We start from the raw sequence: 15,472 nt of genomic DNA, 5'->3' as shown, positions 1-15,472 counted from the left end.
TGGTCGATGCGGCCGACGTACTCGATGACGCCATCGCTGCGGTACTGCGCCAGGTCGCCGGTGCGGTACAAGCGTGCACCGCTGTCGCCGAACGGATCGGGAATGAAGCGCAACGCAGTGAGATCGCCACGGTTCAGGTAACCCCGGGCCAGGCCGGCGCGACCGACGTACAGTTCACCGACGCAGCCTTTCGGCACGGGGTTGAGGTCGCCGTCCAGCAAGTACCACGACAGGTCGGCAATCGGTTCGCCGATGGGGCTGCTGGCGTCCTGCTCCAGGTCCGCCAGCGACAGCGGACGGTAGGTCACGTGCACGGTGGTTTCGGTGATGCCGTACATGTTGATCAGTTGCGGGGCTGCGTCGCCGTACTTGTCGAACCACGGGCGCAGGGCCTTGACGTCCAGGGCCTCGCCGCCGAACACCACGTAGCGCAGGGTGTTGCCCCGGTCATCGGCGCAGGCTTCGTGCATCAACTGCTTGAATGCCGACGGCGTCTGGTTGAGCACCGTCACCCCGGCCTCACAGAGCAGTTCGTGGAACTGCTGCGGTGAACGGCTGACGTCGAAGGGCACGATCAACAGCTCGCCGCCGTGCAGCAACGCACCAAAAATCTCCCACACCGAAAAGTCGAACGCGTAGGAATGGAACAGGCTCCAGACGTCCTGCGGACCAAACTGGAACCATGGCTCGGTAGCCTCGAACAGGCGCAGCACGTTGTGGTGCGGCAGCAAGGTGCCCTTGGGGTTGCCGGTGGAACCCGAGGTGTAGATCACATAGGCGAGGTTCGCCGCGTCCATCACTACGTGCGGATCACTGTCGGCGAAGGCACTGACGTCGGCGTCCAACAGCAGCGTCTGCACGCCATCCGGCACCGGCAATTGATCGACCAGGGCCGCTTGGGTCAGCAGCAAGCGAATGCCGCTGTCCTGCATCATGTAGGCCAAACGATCCTGGGGATAAGTCGGGTCCAGCGGCACATAGGCACCGCCGGCCTTGAGGATCGCCAGCAGGCCCACCAGCATGTCGACACCACGCTCGGCGGCCAATCCTACCAGCACATCCGGGCCGACGCCGTGGGCGATCAACTGATAGGCGCGGCGGTTGGCCTGGGCGTTTAGAGCGCCGTAGGTCAGGCTGTTTTCATTGAAACGTAAAGCGACGGCATCAGGCCGCAAACGCGCCTGTTCGGCGATGCGCTGATGCAGACAGGCCTCGCCCGGGAAGCTACGCGGGGCCGGGTTCCATTGGGCGATGTGTTGCTGTTGTTCGGCGGCCGTGAGCAGCGGCAGTTCACCGATGCGTTGCCGGGGGTCGGCGACGATGCCGTGCAGCAGGTTCAGCCAGTGTTCGGCCATGTGTTGCACGGTGCTGGCGTCGAACAGGTCGGTGGCGTAGCTCAGGGACGCGGCCAGCTCACCGGCGGTCTCGTGGGTGTCGAGGGTCAAGTCGAACTGGGCGGTGTGGGAACGCCAATCCAGGCTCTCGACCTGCAACCCCGGCAGTTGCAGGGCTTGAGCCGCGCCGCTGCTCTGGTGGTTGAACATCACTTGGAACAGCGGGCTGTGGCTCGCCTGTCGCTGCGGTGCCAGTGCCTGCACCAACTGCTCGAACGGCAGGTCTTGATGGGCTTGCGCCCCCAGCGAAGCCTGCTTGACCTGGGCCAGCAATTGCTCGAAAGGCAGGTCACCCCGCACCTGGGCATTGAGCACCTGGGTGTTGACGAAAAAGCCGATCAGGCCTTCGGTTTCCGGGCGGTTGCGGTTGGCGACCGGTACACCGACGCGGATGTCCGACTGGCCGCTGTAGCGGTGCAACAAGGCCTGGAACGACGCCAGCAAGACCATGAACAGCGTCGAGCTTTCGCGCTGGGCCAAGTGTTTCAGGCCCAGGGTCAGCCCGGCGTCGAAGCGCAGGTCCAGGCGTGCGCCGCGATGGCTCTGCACCGCCGGGCGCGGGCGGTCCGTCGGCAACGGCAGGACTTCGCCGCCATCGCCCAGCCGTTCGGTCCAGTAGGCCAGTTGCCGCTCCAGCTCGCCGGCCTCCATCCATTTGCGCTGCCAGATCGCATAGTCGGCGTATTGGATCGGCAAGGCTGCCAGGGTCGGCGCCTCACCGCTGCGGTGGGCGGCGTAGAGCTGGACCAGGTCGTTGACCATGATCCGAGCGGACGCGCCATCGCAAATGATGTGATGCTGGGTCAGCACCAGCACATGGTCGTCGGCGGCCAGTTGCAGCAGCTTGACCCGCAGCAGCGGTCCTTGTTGCAGGTCGAACAGCCCGGCGATTTCGTCATCGATCAGGGCGGTGAGCGCGGGCTCGTCCAGCAACACCTCCGGCTCGATCGCCAGGCTCATACGCGCCTGCACCACTTGTCGGGGCCCTTGCGCGCTGTCGACGAACACCGTGCGCAACACGTCGTGACGGGCCAGCAAGGTGTCGAAGCTGCGTTGCAGCGCGGGCAGGTCGAGGGCGCCGCGCAGGCGCAGCGCCGTAGGCACATGGTAGGCGGCGCTGTGGCGGTCCAGTTGCCAGAGGAACCACTGGCGCTCCTGGGCGTAGGACAGGTCGAGGGTCTCAAACTCGTCGCACATCGCCGGGATCGGCAACGCCGCCAGGCTCATGTTTTTGCTGTGCAGCTTGTGCAGGAACACTTGCCGTTGGGCGAGCGGTAAACGGATGAATCGCTGAACCAGAGACAGGTTATCGAGCTGAGTCATTCAAAGGGTCTCCAGGTCTGCCAGGAAGTCATGCATCTCACTCAGGTCTGCGCTGGAGTGAGGGGTCAGGTGGGCCGCCAGTTGTGTGGCGTAGTCGGCCAGGGACGTGGTGCTGAACAGCAAGTCCAGGGGCACCGCGGCGCCCTGTTCCATTTGCAGGCGTGCCGTCGCTTGCGTCGCCAGCAGGGAATGCCCACCCAGCTCAAAGAAGTTGTCGTCGCGCCCTACCCGTTCGAGCTTGAGCACGTCTTGCCAGATGTCGGCGATGCCCTGTTCGAGCGCGCCTTGTGGCGCCACGTAGGCACGCAGCAGTTGCTGGGCGTCCGGCAGCGGCAGGGCCTTGCGGTCGAGCTTGCCGTTGGGGGTCAACGGCAAGCGTTCGAGCAGCAACCAGTGCGCCGGCATCATGTAGTCCGGCAGCAGGGGCGTGAGCTGCGCCTTGAGGGCTTCGCGCAGCGCCTTCGGTTCGGCAGTCTCTGGATCGGTGGCCACCAGGTACGCCACCAACTGCAGGCCACCCGGCCCGGGTTGCGGCACCACCACGGCTTCGCGGATCGCTTCCTGGGCCAGCAGGCAGGCTTCGATTTCCCCCAGTTCGATGCGGAAGCCGCGGATCTTCACCTGATGGTCGACCCGGCCGATGTACTCGATCACACCGTCGCCACGCTGGCGCGCCAGGTCACCGGTGCGGTACACCCGCGTGCCATTGCCGAACGGGTCCGGCAGGAATCGCTCGGCGGTCAGCGCCGCGCGGTCGTGGTAACCCCGGGCCAGGCCGTCACCGCCAATCAACAGTTCGCCGATCAGCCCGACCGGGTTCGGCGCGAAGTGATCGCCGACGATGTACAGCGACGTGTTGGCGATCGGTCGGCCGAGGTACGGCACGCATTGCTCTTGAGTCAAGCGGTAGGCCGCCGACCAGATGGTGGTTTCGGTCGGGCCATACAGATTCCAGACCTCTCCAGCGACATCGAGCAACCGCTCGGCCAGGTCCTCGGCCAACGCCTCGCCACCGCACAGGCATTTGCGCCCGGCCAACAAACCGGACGCCGGATGGTCGAGCAACATGCGCCAGGTCGAGGGCGTGGCCTGGACCACGCTGACCTGTTGCCGGTCGATGGTCTCGAGCAGCGCCTCGGGGTCGTGGGTACTCTGCTTGTCCACCAGCACCACGCAGGCACCGCTCAATAGTGCGCCGTAGAGTTCCAGGCCGAAGATGTCGAACGAGAACGTGGTCAGCGACAGCACCCGATCACGGGCGGCAATGCCCGGTTCACGGGCCATGCTGGCGACAAAATTCACCAGCGCCCCATGACGCACCATCACGCCCTTGGGCTTGCCGGTGGAACCCGAGGTGTAGATGGCGTAGGCCAGGTGCTCCGCATCCAAGCGCGTCGCCGGCGCCTCGCCGGCATAACCGTCGAGCCAGTCACCCTCCTGATCCAACACCAACGTCTCAACGCCAACCCCACCCCCTGTGGGAGCGAGCTTGCTCGCGATAACGTCGGCACACTCGACATCATCATTGACTGAACCACCGCCATCGCGAGCGAGCTCGCTCCCACCGGACAGCGGTAGCTGGTCGAGCAGCGAACGTTGGGTCAGCAGCAGCTCGATGCCGCTGTCTTCGATCATGTAGGCCAAGCGATCCTGGGGGAACGCCGGGTCCAGCGGCAGGTAGGCGCCACCGGCCTTGAGGATCGCCAGCAAGGCGACAATCATGTCCACCCCACGCTCCAGCGCCACACCGACCAACCGATCGGGCCCCACGCCCTGTTCGATCAAGCGATGGGCCAGGCGGTTGGCCCGGACATCGAGTTCGGCATAGCTCAGCACCTGATCGGCGAACACCAGCGCCGTGGCATCCGGCGTTTGGCGGGCCTGGGCCTCGAACAGCCGATGGACGCAGCGCGCCTGGGGATATTCCGCTGTGGTGGCGTTCCAGCCTTGCACGTGCTGGCGGGTTTCGCGCTCGTCGAGCACGCTCAGTTCGCCCAGGGGCCGTTGCCCGGCGTCGGTCATTTGCAGCAGCAAGCGTCGCAGGTGCACGCCGATCTGCTCGACCGAGGCTTCGGTGAAACGCGCGCACTGGTAGCTGAACTGCACCGCCAGCTCGGCACCGAGGCTGACCAGCAGGGTCAGCGGGTAGTTGGTCTGTTCCAGGTTGTCCACGGCACCGAAACGCAAACCTTCAGGCGCACCGTGTGCCAAGGCTTCGGAAATCGGGTAGTTCTCGAATACCAGGATGTTGTCGAACAAGGCTTCGCCGCCCAGGCCGGCCCAGCGCTGGATGTCGAACAGCGCCGTGTGCTCGAACTCGCGCAAGGCCAGGTTCTGCGCCTGGACGCTGTGCAGCCAGTCGCCCAGGTCCTGTTCCGGACGCGGGCTGGCAATGACCGGCAAGGTGTTGATGAACAGGCCGATCTGGCCCTCGACGCCCACCAGGTCCGCCGGCCGTCCCGCCACCGTCGCGCCGAACGCCACACTGGCCTTGCCGGTGTAGCGTTGCAACAGCAACAGCCAGGCCGCTTGCACCAGGGTGTTGACGGTGACTTTGGCCTCGCGGGCGAACTCGGCCAGGCGTCGGGTCTGCATCCCATCCAACTGCATGCGGTGATGGCCGTACAGCGTTGCCGGGACGTCCTGTGCCGGGCGCGCAAACACCTGGGCCAGGCGCACCGGCTCATCCAGCGTGCGCAGCTGTTGCGTCCAGAATCCTTCGCCGAGGCTCGCGTCCTGGCGTTGCAGCCAGGCGATGTAATCGCGATAACGGCCAGTCGGGCGTGCCACGCTGTCGCCGCGGTAATGCTGCAACACTTCGCCGAGCAACTGCGCGCTGCTCCAGCCATCCATCAGTATGTGATGGTTGGTGTAGATCAGGTGATGCCGATCCGTGCCGGTGCGCACCAGCACCAGGCGCATCAACGGCGCCTGGGTCAGGTCCACACCTTGGGCCCGTTCTTCATCGGCGAGGGTTTGCAAGGCGTCGTCGATCTCCGTCCGCCCGTTCCAGTCGAGCACACGGAACGGCACCTCGACCTGACGCTGGACGATTTGCACCGGCTGCTCCAGGTCGCCCTGCCAGAAGAACCCGGTACGCAGAATGTCATGGGCATCGACCACCGCCTGCCAGGCGGCGCGGAAACGCTGGGGATCGACGCCCTCGACGTCAAGACGCATCTGGTTGATGTAATCGCCACTGCCGTGGCCGAGCAAGGAATGAAACAGCATGCCCTGTTGCATCGGCGACAACGGGTAGATGTCGTCGACAGCCTGAGGTGCTTGGACCAACGTGTCCAATTGCGCCTGGGACAGCCGCGCCAGCGGGAAATCCGACGGCGTCACGCCACGGTGCTGGCTGTCGCAGCAATGGCGGATGAGCGCGGTGAGTTCTTGCAGGTAGTCATCGGCCAGGCGCTGGATCGTCGCGGCGTTGAACAGGTCGCCGCTGAAGGTCCAGCTCAAGTCCAGCTCGCCGCCGAAGACTTTGCCGTCCAGCGCCAGCGGACTGCCCAGCGGGCCCTGCATGTTCAGCTCTTCACCGCCATGCTCGGCGGTGGGCACGAACAGGGCATCGTCAGCCGCCGCGAAACTGCCGTCGAACTGGCCAAGGTAGTTGAAGGTCAGTTGCGGCGTTGGCAAAGCCTGCAACGCGTGCCGTGCTGGAGCATCGCCCAGGTGCGCCAAGGCACCGAAACCGATGCCCTTGTGGGGGATGGCGCGCAGCTGTTCCTTGATCTGCTTCAGCGAAGCACCGAGCTCGGCAGCGGGTGTCAAACGGGCCGGGAACAAGCTGGTGAACCAGCCGACCGTGCGGGTCAGGTCGATGTGTTCGAACAGTTCTTCGCGACCGTGGCCTTCGAGTTGCACCAGCACACTATCGCCGCCAGTCCAGCGCACCATCACCCGCGCCAAGGCGGTGAGCAACAGGTCATTGACCTGAGTGCGATAGGCCGCCGGGGCTTGCTGCAACAGTTGCCGAGTGAGGGACTTGTCCAGAGACGTGCGGACAGTCATGGCCTGAGCCTGTTGCCGCCCGCCCTGGGGGTTATCCCATGGCAACGCCGTGGGGGCGCCTTGCAACTGCTGCTGCCAGAAACCCAGTTCGGCCTGCAGGGATGCGCTGCGGGCATGGCCCTGCAACGCTTCGGCCCAGGCTTGGATCGCGCTGGTCTTGGCCGGTAGCTGCACGGTGGCGCCGGTCAGTGCCTGCCGATAAGCCGTTTGCAAGTCTTCGACGAGAATCCGCCAGGACACCCCGTCGACCACCAGGTGATGCACGATCAGCAGCAGACGCTGGGTGCCATCGGCGAGGTTCGCCAGCACCGCGCGAATCAGCGAGCCGCCGTCCAGTTGCAGGCTGCGCTGGGCCTGATCGCCCAGGGCTTGCAGCGCGGCGAGATCGGTGACGTCGGCTTGCCAGACAATCCCGTCGGCCACCCCGTCACGGTAGCGCGCCGTCCAGCCTCCGGCCTGCTCGATGAAGGCCAGGCGCAGGCTGTCGTGGTGCGCGACCAGGGCATCCAAGGCCTGCTCCAGCGCCTGGGCATCCAGCGCTTGGGTCGGCTTGAGCATCACCGACTGGTTCCAGTGATGACGGTCGGGAATCGCCTGGGCGAAGAACCACTGGTGAATCGGCAGCAGCGCCGTTTCGCCGGTGATCGGTCGTTGGTCGATCGCTTGCAGCGCTGCGCCCGTCTGGGCCACCGCCGCCAGCGCCTCGATGGTCTGGTGCTGGAACAAGTCCTTGGGAGTGAAGCGGATACCGGCCTGGCGAGCGCGGCTGACCACCTGGATCGAGACGATGGAATCGCCGCCCAGTTCGAAGAAGTTGTCCCGCAGGCCCACTTGCGTAATCTTGAGCACGTCCTGCCAGATCGACACCAGTTGCTGTTCCAACGGGCTGCGCGGTGCCACGTAGGTTCGCTGCAATTGGCTGACGTCGGGCTTGGGCAGGTTCTTGCGGTCGAGCTTGCCGTTGGGAGTCAGCGGCAGGCGTTCGAGCAGCAGCAGATAGGCCGGGACCATGTGCGCCGGCAAGGTCGCCTTGAGCTGGTCACGCAAGTGCTCGGCGAAAGCCTCACCCACGGACTCGTCGGCCACCACATAGGCAACCAGACGCTTGCCACTGCCAGCAGCCCCTTCCTGGGCCACCACCACCGCTTCGCGAACGCCGTCGAGGGCTTGCAGGCTGGCTTCGACTTCACCCAGTTCGATGCGGAAGCCGCGGATCTTCACCTGGTTGTCGATGCGGTCCAGGTAATCGAAGGTGCCATCGACCCGTTGGCGCACCAGGTCGCCGGTGCGGTAGAGCAAGCCGCCATTGCGGCTGAACGGGTCGGCGACAAACCGCTCGGCCGTCAGGCCCGGACGATTCAGGTAGCCTCGCGCCAGCCCGGTGCCGCCCAGGTACAGCTCTCCGGCCATGCCTTGGGGCAACAGGTTCAAGTCAGCGTCGAGCACGTAGGCGCTGCGGTCGCCGATGCGGCTGCCGATGGGTGCATAGGCGGCGCCACACGCCACGTCGCGGCCGGCCTTCCAGATCAACGGGGTGACCACGGTTTCGGTCGGGCCGTAACCGTTGATGATGAAGTCTGGATCGAGGGCGCGCTTGACCCGTTCGAAACTGGCGTTGGGCACCGCATCGCCGCCGAAGCAATAGATGCGCACTTTCGGCGGGTTGCCCTCGCGCTCGGCGTGCTCGGCCAGTTGTTGCAGGTACACCGGCGGGAACGCCACCACGGTCACGCCGTGCTCGCGCATCGCATTGTAGGTCTGCTCCGGGGTCCACAGGCTGTCGTCACGGATCAGCAGTGAAGCGCCGTGGGTCAGGCTGGTGAGCCAGCGTTCGTGGGCACCGTCGAAGGCGAAGGACATGAAGTGGAATTCGCAATCGCTGCTCTGCATTTCATAGCGCTCACCGATGGCCTGGCAGTGCATCGCCAGCGGACCGTGGGCCACGCTCACGCCTTTGGGGTTGCCGGTAGAGCCGGAGGTGTAGATCACGTAGGCCAGGTTCTGCGGATCGACCTGAACGGACGGCGCCTCCAGCGGTTGCAGGCTCAAGTCCAGGCGATCGAGTTCCAGCACCTGGGCGGCGCCGTCCAGGGGCAACTGCGCCGAGACCCGGGAATCGGTGAGCAATAACGCCAGCCCCGAATCCTCGATCAGGTACGCCAGGCGTTCCCGTGGATAACCGGTGTCCAGCGGCACATAGGCCGCGCCGGCCTTGAGCACCGCCAGCAGCGCGACGATCACCCCTTCGCTGCGCGGCAAGGCCACGCCAACCCGGGTTTCCGGGGCCACGCCACGGGCAATCAAGGCGTGGGCCAACTGGTTGGCGCGCCGGTCGAGGTCGCCATAGCTGAAACGCTGGCCGTCGAAAATCACCGCCGTGGCGTGGGGCTTGAGCGCCGCCAGCTCGGCGATGCGCTGATGCACGGCGATGTCGGTCGGGTACGGCTGCGGATGATTGGCGGCCTGTTGCCGGGCCTGTTCCTCGACGCTGACCAGGGCGATTTGCCCGAGGTTGCGCGCCGCCGACTCGGCGAAGCGTTCCAACAAATGCAACAGCTGCGCGCTGATGCCGTCGATGGCCGCCGGGCTGAAATGCCCCCGGTCGAAACTGTAGTGCAGCGCCAGCGTCTCGCCGAGGGTGACCGCCACGCTCAAGGGGTAATGGGTTTGCTCCAGGTGGCTGACTTCGCCAAACACCGCGCCCTGATCGACGCCTTCTGCCAGGGCTTGGGCAATCGGGTAGTTCTCGAACACCAGGATGTTGTCGAACAGCGCCTCGCCGCCTTGGCCGGCCCAGCGCTGGATGTCCGCCAACGGCGTGTGCTCGAACTCCCGCAGGCTCAGGTTCTGTGCCTGCACGGCTTGCAGCCAGGCACCGACCGACTGGTCCGGACGTGGCGCGGCGATCACCGGCAAGGTGTTGATGAACAGGCCGACCTGTCGCTCGATGCCCGGCAGATCCGCCGGACGCCCGGCCACGGTGGCACCGAAGGCGACGCTGTCATGGCCGGTGTAGCGTTGCAGCAGCAACAGCCACGCCGCTTGCACCAGGGTGTTGAGGGTGACTTTCTGTTGGCGGGCGAACTGTTCCAGGGCCTGGGTGCGGATTGCGTCCAGGGTCTGGAAATGATCGCCATGGCCGCTGTGGATTTCGCTGGCGGGCATGACGCGCGCCAACCGCGTCGGCTCTTGCAGGGTGGCCAACTGACCGGTCCAGAACGCCTCGCTCAATTGAGCGTCCTGGCGTTGCAGCCAGGCGATGTAGTCGCGGTAACGCCCGGCATTGGCCTTGGGCAAGCGACCGCTGTAGCGCTGCAAGACTTCACCCAGCAATTGGGCATTGCTCCAGCCGTCCATCAGGATGTGGTGATGGGTGTAGATCAGGTGCCAGCGCTCGGCCTCGGTCTGCACCAGCACCAGGCGCAGCAACGGTGCCCGGGCCAGGTCGAAGCCCTGCCGGCGCTCGGCGGCGGCGCGTTCATCCAGGGCTTCGCTGAGGTTGTCGCGTTCACGCCAATCCAACCGCGTGAACGGCAACTCGACCTGGCGATGAACGATCTGCAACGGTTGCTCGAGATCGCCCTGCCAGACAAAACCGCTGCGCAGGATGTCCTGGGCGTCGAGGGTGGCCTGCCAGGCGTCGGCGAAGCGTTGTGGATCGAGGCCCTGCACGTCCACGCGCAACTGGTTGATGTATTCCCCTGCCGCCTGCTCGTACAAGGTGTGGAACAGCAAGCCCTGTTGCATGGGCGACAGCGGATAGAGATCGTCCAACTGCCCGGCGGCCACCGGCAGGCTGTCGAGTTGCGCCTGGCTGATGCGGGCCAGGGGGAAGTCCGATGGCGTGGCCTGTGGCGTTTCCAGCGCGCAGCAGTGTTCGATCAACGCCCTCAGTTCAGCGAGGTAGTCAGCGGCCAGTGTCTCGATGGTCTGCTGCTTGAACATCCGCTCGCTGAAACCCCAGTTCAGGGACAGCTCGCCGCCATAAACCTGACCTTCCACCGTCAACCAATTCGCCAGCGGTGCCCGAGCATGTTGCGCCGCGCCACTGCCTTCGCCAGAGGGCACAAACAGCGCGCCGTCGTCGAACTGCCGGTCGAACTGGCCCAGGTAGTTGAAGGTGATGCGCGGCGCCGGCAAGGCCGCCAGTTCGGCACGCACCGCCGGTTCGCCCAGGTAGCGCAGCACGCCATAACCCAGGCCCTTGTCCGGCACGGCGCGCAGTTGTTCCTTGATGGCCTTGACCGACGCACTCAATGCCGGCGCCGGGCTGAGGCTGACCGGGAACAGGCTGGTGAACCAGCCGACGGTGCGGGTCAAGTCAACGCCATCGAACAGCGCTTCACGACCATGGCCTTCGAGCTGGATCAGCGTGCTGTCCTGGCCGGTCCAGCGGCACACCGTACGGGCCAGCGCCGTCAGCAGCAGGTCATTGACCTGGGTGCGGTAGGCCTTGGGCGCCTGTTGCAGCAGTTGGCGGGTCTGTGCGGCGTCCAGCCGCACCTGCACCTTGCGCTCGTCACACGCCAGCAGCAGGCGTTCGGGGTAATCGCACGGCAAGCCGTTGCCGGCCGGCGCCTGACCTTGGGCGCGCCAGTAATCGAGGCTGGCCATGAAGCCATCGAGATGCCCGTGCAGGTGCGCGGCCCATTGTCCATAAGCGCTGGTCTTGGCCGGCACCTGGATCGCCTGGCCGGCCTGCAGTTGGCGGTAGAACTGCTGCAGATCGTCCAGCAGCACGCGCCAGGAAACACCGTCCACCACCAGGTGATGGATCGCCAGCAACAAGCGCTGGCTGCCGTCGACCATGTCCACCAGCAACGCCCGCAACAGTGGCCCGTCTTCCAGGTCGAGGCTGCGCTGGGCGTCGTCGCACAGGGCGTTGAGTTGTTCGACCGAGGTCGCCTGGCGCTGCCACAACACACTGGCCGCCGACGGCTCGGCATAGGCTTGCTGCCATTGGCCGTTCACCTGGGCAAAGCGCAGGCGCAGGCTGTCATGGTGCTCAGCCAAGCGGGCCAGGGCCGAGGCCAATGCCACGGCATCAAGGTGTTCGCCCGGCACCAGCAGCAGTGACTGGTTCCAGTGTTGCCGCTCGGGAATGTCGCGTTCGAAGAACCACTGCTGCACCGGCGTCAACGGCACCGCGCCGCGTGCCAGGCCCTGATCGATCGCCTGGCTGTCGCCCTGGCGCGCCAAGAGCGCCAGGCTGCGCAGGGTCTGGTGCTGGAACAGGGCCTTGGGGTTGAGCACGATTCCGGCTTGCCGCGCACGGCTGACCACTTGCATGGCGACAATGGAGTCACCGCCCAGCTCGAAGAAGTTGTCTTCCAGGCCGATGCTGTCGAGGTTCAGCACATCCTGCCAGATCGCCGCCAGGGCTTTTTCCATGGGGCTGTGGGGCGCGACGAATTCACGCTGCTGCTCGCTGCCGTCAATGGCCGGCAACGCTTTGCGGTCGAGCTTGCCGTTGGGGGTCAGCGGCAGTTGCGGGAGGAACACCAGGTAGGCCGGCACCATGTAGTCCGGCAGGTGTTCGCGCAGGGCAGCCTTGAGGGTTTCGCGCAACTGCACCTGGCCCTCGGCCTCGGTCAGCACCGCGGCCTCGCTCGGGACGATGAAGGCCACCAGTTGCTGGCCGTGCTCGCCGTCCTGGGCCAGCACCGCCAGTTCGCGCACCTGGGGTTGTTGCAGCAGGCGCGCTTCGATTTCCCCCAGTTCGATACGGAAGCCGCGGACCTTGACCTGATGGTCGATGCGACCGACGTATTGCAAGGCGCCGTCGGCTTGGTAACGGGTCAGGTCGCCGGTGCGATACAAGCGTTCGCCACGGGTGGAAAACGGGTTGGGCACATACTTCTCGGCGGTCATCGCGGCACGGCCGAGGTAACCACGGGTGATGCCCGCGCCGCTCAGGTACAGCTCCGCCGAGACGCCTTGGGGCACCGGTTGCAGGTCGGCGTCCAGCAGATAGCTGGCGGTGTGCTTGAGGGGCCGGCCGATGTTCGCCGTGCCGCCGGCGGTGCGCCGGGTCCAGGTGGAATAGGTGGTGTCTTCCGAGGGGCCGTAGAGGTCGTAGACATGCTCTACCCCCTGTGGGAGCTCTGCTTCCACAGGCTCAATCCCACAGGAAGGGTGTGATTGGTACAGCGCGTCCACCAGGCTTTGCTTCAGTGGCTCACCAGCGAGGTTGATGATGCGCACGCTGACCGGGATCTCGCCGCTGCGTTGCAACGCGGCAATCGCCGAGGGCACCGTGTTGATCAGCCGCACCTGGTCCCGGGCCGGCAATTGCGGCAACTCCAGGGCATTGCGGGCGATGATCAGCGAGCCGCCGTTGGCCAGGGTCACGAACAGTTCCCACACCGACAAATCGAAGCACACCGACGTGGAGGCGAGCACGCCCTGGATGTCGTCGCGGCTGTAGACCGATCGGGACCAATCGATCAGCGCCAGCACGTTGCGATGGGCAATCGCCACGCCCTTGGGGTTGCCGGTGGAGCCGGAGGTGTAGATCACGTAGGCGAGGTTGTCTGGCGTGACGTGGGTGCTCGGTGCACTGAGTGGGTAATGCCCCAGCTCGATCCGATCCAGCATCAGCACGGCGGTTTCGGCCGGCACGTCCAGCGTCGCCGCCACCGCCTGTTCGGTCAGCAAGACCCGGGCGCGGCTGTCGTCGAGCATGTAGGCCACGCGCTCGACCGGGTAGCCCGGGTCCAGCGGCACGTAGGCGCCGCCGGCCTTGAGCACCGCCAACAAGGCGATCAGCAGGTGCTCGGAACGCGGCATCGCCACGCCCACGCGCACTTCCGGGCCCACGCCCAATTCGATGAGTTTATGGGCCAGGCGATTGGCGCGACCGTCGAGTTCGCTGTAGCTCAGTCGGATGTTGGCAAAGGTCACCGCCAGTGCATCCGGCGTAGCCTGGGCCTGGCGGGCAATCATCTGGTGGATGCACAGCGCCTGGTCGAACGGCGCATCCACCGGGTTCCAGTCATGGATCAGGCGCTGGTACTCATCGGCTTCCAGCAGCGGCAACTCACCGACCAGCGCGCGACTGTCGGCGACCATACCGTGCAGCAGCCGTGTCCAGTGCCGGGCCATGCGCTCGACCGTGGCGGCGTCGAACAGATCGTTGGCGTAGGTCAGCGCCGCATGCAGTTTGCCGGCCTTTTCCCAGGTGTCGAGGGTCAGGTCGAACTGCGTGGTGCGGCTCTGCCATTCCAGCATCGACAGCTCCAGCCCCGACGCCGTGCGGAGGCTGGCGATGTCGGCCACTTGTGGCTGGTGGTTGTACATCACCTGGAACAGCGGTGTATGGCTGAGGCTGCGTTCCAGTTTCAGGGCTTCCACCAACCGTTCGAACGGCAGGTCCTGATGGGCCTGGGCGCCGAGGGCGGCTTCCTTGACCGTGCGCAGCAGCTCATCGACACGGGTCTGGCCGCCGAGCTCGGTGCGCAGTACCTGGGTGTTGACGAAGAAGCCGATCAGCCCTTCGGTTTCGGCGCGGTTGCGGTTGGCGATGGGCACGCCGACACGGATATCGGTGTGGCCGGTGTAGCGATGCAGCAGCACGTTGAACGCGCCAAGCAGGAGCATGAACAGGGTGATGTTGTGCTGCTGGGCGGTGGCGCGCAGTTGCTCGGCCAGTGCCGGCTCCACGGCGAACTCAAAGCGCGTGCCGCGATAACTGGGCATCGCCGGGCGTGGGTGATCGATGGGCAGTTCCAGCACGGGATGCTCATCGCCCAATTGCGCCTGCCAGTACTCGAGTTGACGCGCCTGCTCGCCAGCTTCCAGCCAGCGGCGTTGCCACAGGGCGTAGTCGCTGTACTGGATCGGCAAATCGGCCAGCTGCGGCGCCACGCCCGCTTCATGGGCGTCGTAGCAGCGGATGAACTCGTCGATCAGTACGTTCATCGACCAGCCGTCGGAGACGATGTGGTGCAAGGTCAGCAGCAGCACATGTTCCCGCTCATCGAGGGTGAGCAATTCGACCCGCAGCAACGGGCCGCTGGACAGGTCGAAAGGCTGCATCGATTGCGCTTCGGCAGCCTGGCGCACCGCCTGCTCGCGCTCGGTGGCCGGCAAGGCGCTGAAGTCCTGGCGCCCGATCGCCAGCGCTGTGTTGGAGGGGACTTGCAACAGGCTGTCGTCGGCCTGGCGCTGGAACACCGTGCGCAAGGTTTCATGCCGCGCCACCAGGCTGGCGAAAGCCTGCTCCAGGGCCGGCAGGCTCAACGCGCCCTTGAGCCGCACCGCGCCCGGCAGGTTGTAGGCGCCGCTGCCCGGCTCCAGTTGCCAGAGAAACCACATGCGCTGCTGGGCATAGGACAACGCCTGGCGATCCTCGGCCTCGACACCCCGGGGAATGGGAAAACCGCTGAACTCCACACCCTCCTTGTCCAACGCGGCCAGGAACATCCGGCGCTTTTCCAGGGGCAACCCGATAAACCGGCGAGCAAGTTTCAAGGCGTCTTCAGCATTCATTTCTGGGGTATCCGGAATCAGTGGGCACAAGGCACAAAGGCAAGTCGTCCCTATGAAACGAATGCAAGCCGGAAAAATTAGCGTTTGGGAATTTGTGTCAGGAAGGGGGCAGGACGAAGATGTCGAGAATGATGCGGCCCCCTCAGGTGGGACCGAGCTTGCTCACGATAGCGCTGGGTCAGCTTGCTGTTCGCAGACTGACACGACACCATCGCGAGCAAGCTCGCTCCCACCGGGGATGGATCACC

2 protein-coding genes are annotated in these 15,472 nt (G+C 65.5%); both read right to left on the bottom strand.

Annotated features, from left to right (window positions below; all coding sequences use genetic code 11):
- On the bottom strand, window positions 1–2,717 hold a 2,717-nt coding region (locus BLO80_RS28240; RefSeq protein WP_139197136.1), incomplete at its 3' end, for an amino acid adenylation domain-containing protein.
- Window positions 2,718–15,224 (bottom strand): non-ribosomal peptide synthetase, encoded by a 12,507-nt coding sequence (locus BLO80_RS28235; protein WP_092334152.1) that lies wholly within the window; start codon window positions 15,222–15,224, stop codon window positions 2,718–2,720.
- Window positions 15,225–15,472 lie beyond the last annotated feature (248 nt).

This window comes from Pseudomonas sp. NFACC56-3 (assembly GCF_900100025.1).
Taxonomy (GTDB): Bacteria; Pseudomonadota; Gammaproteobacteria; order Pseudomonadales; family Pseudomonadaceae; genus Aquipseudomonas; species Aquipseudomonas fluorescens_AA.
This window is presented reverse-complemented; position numbering and strand designations above follow the sequence as displayed.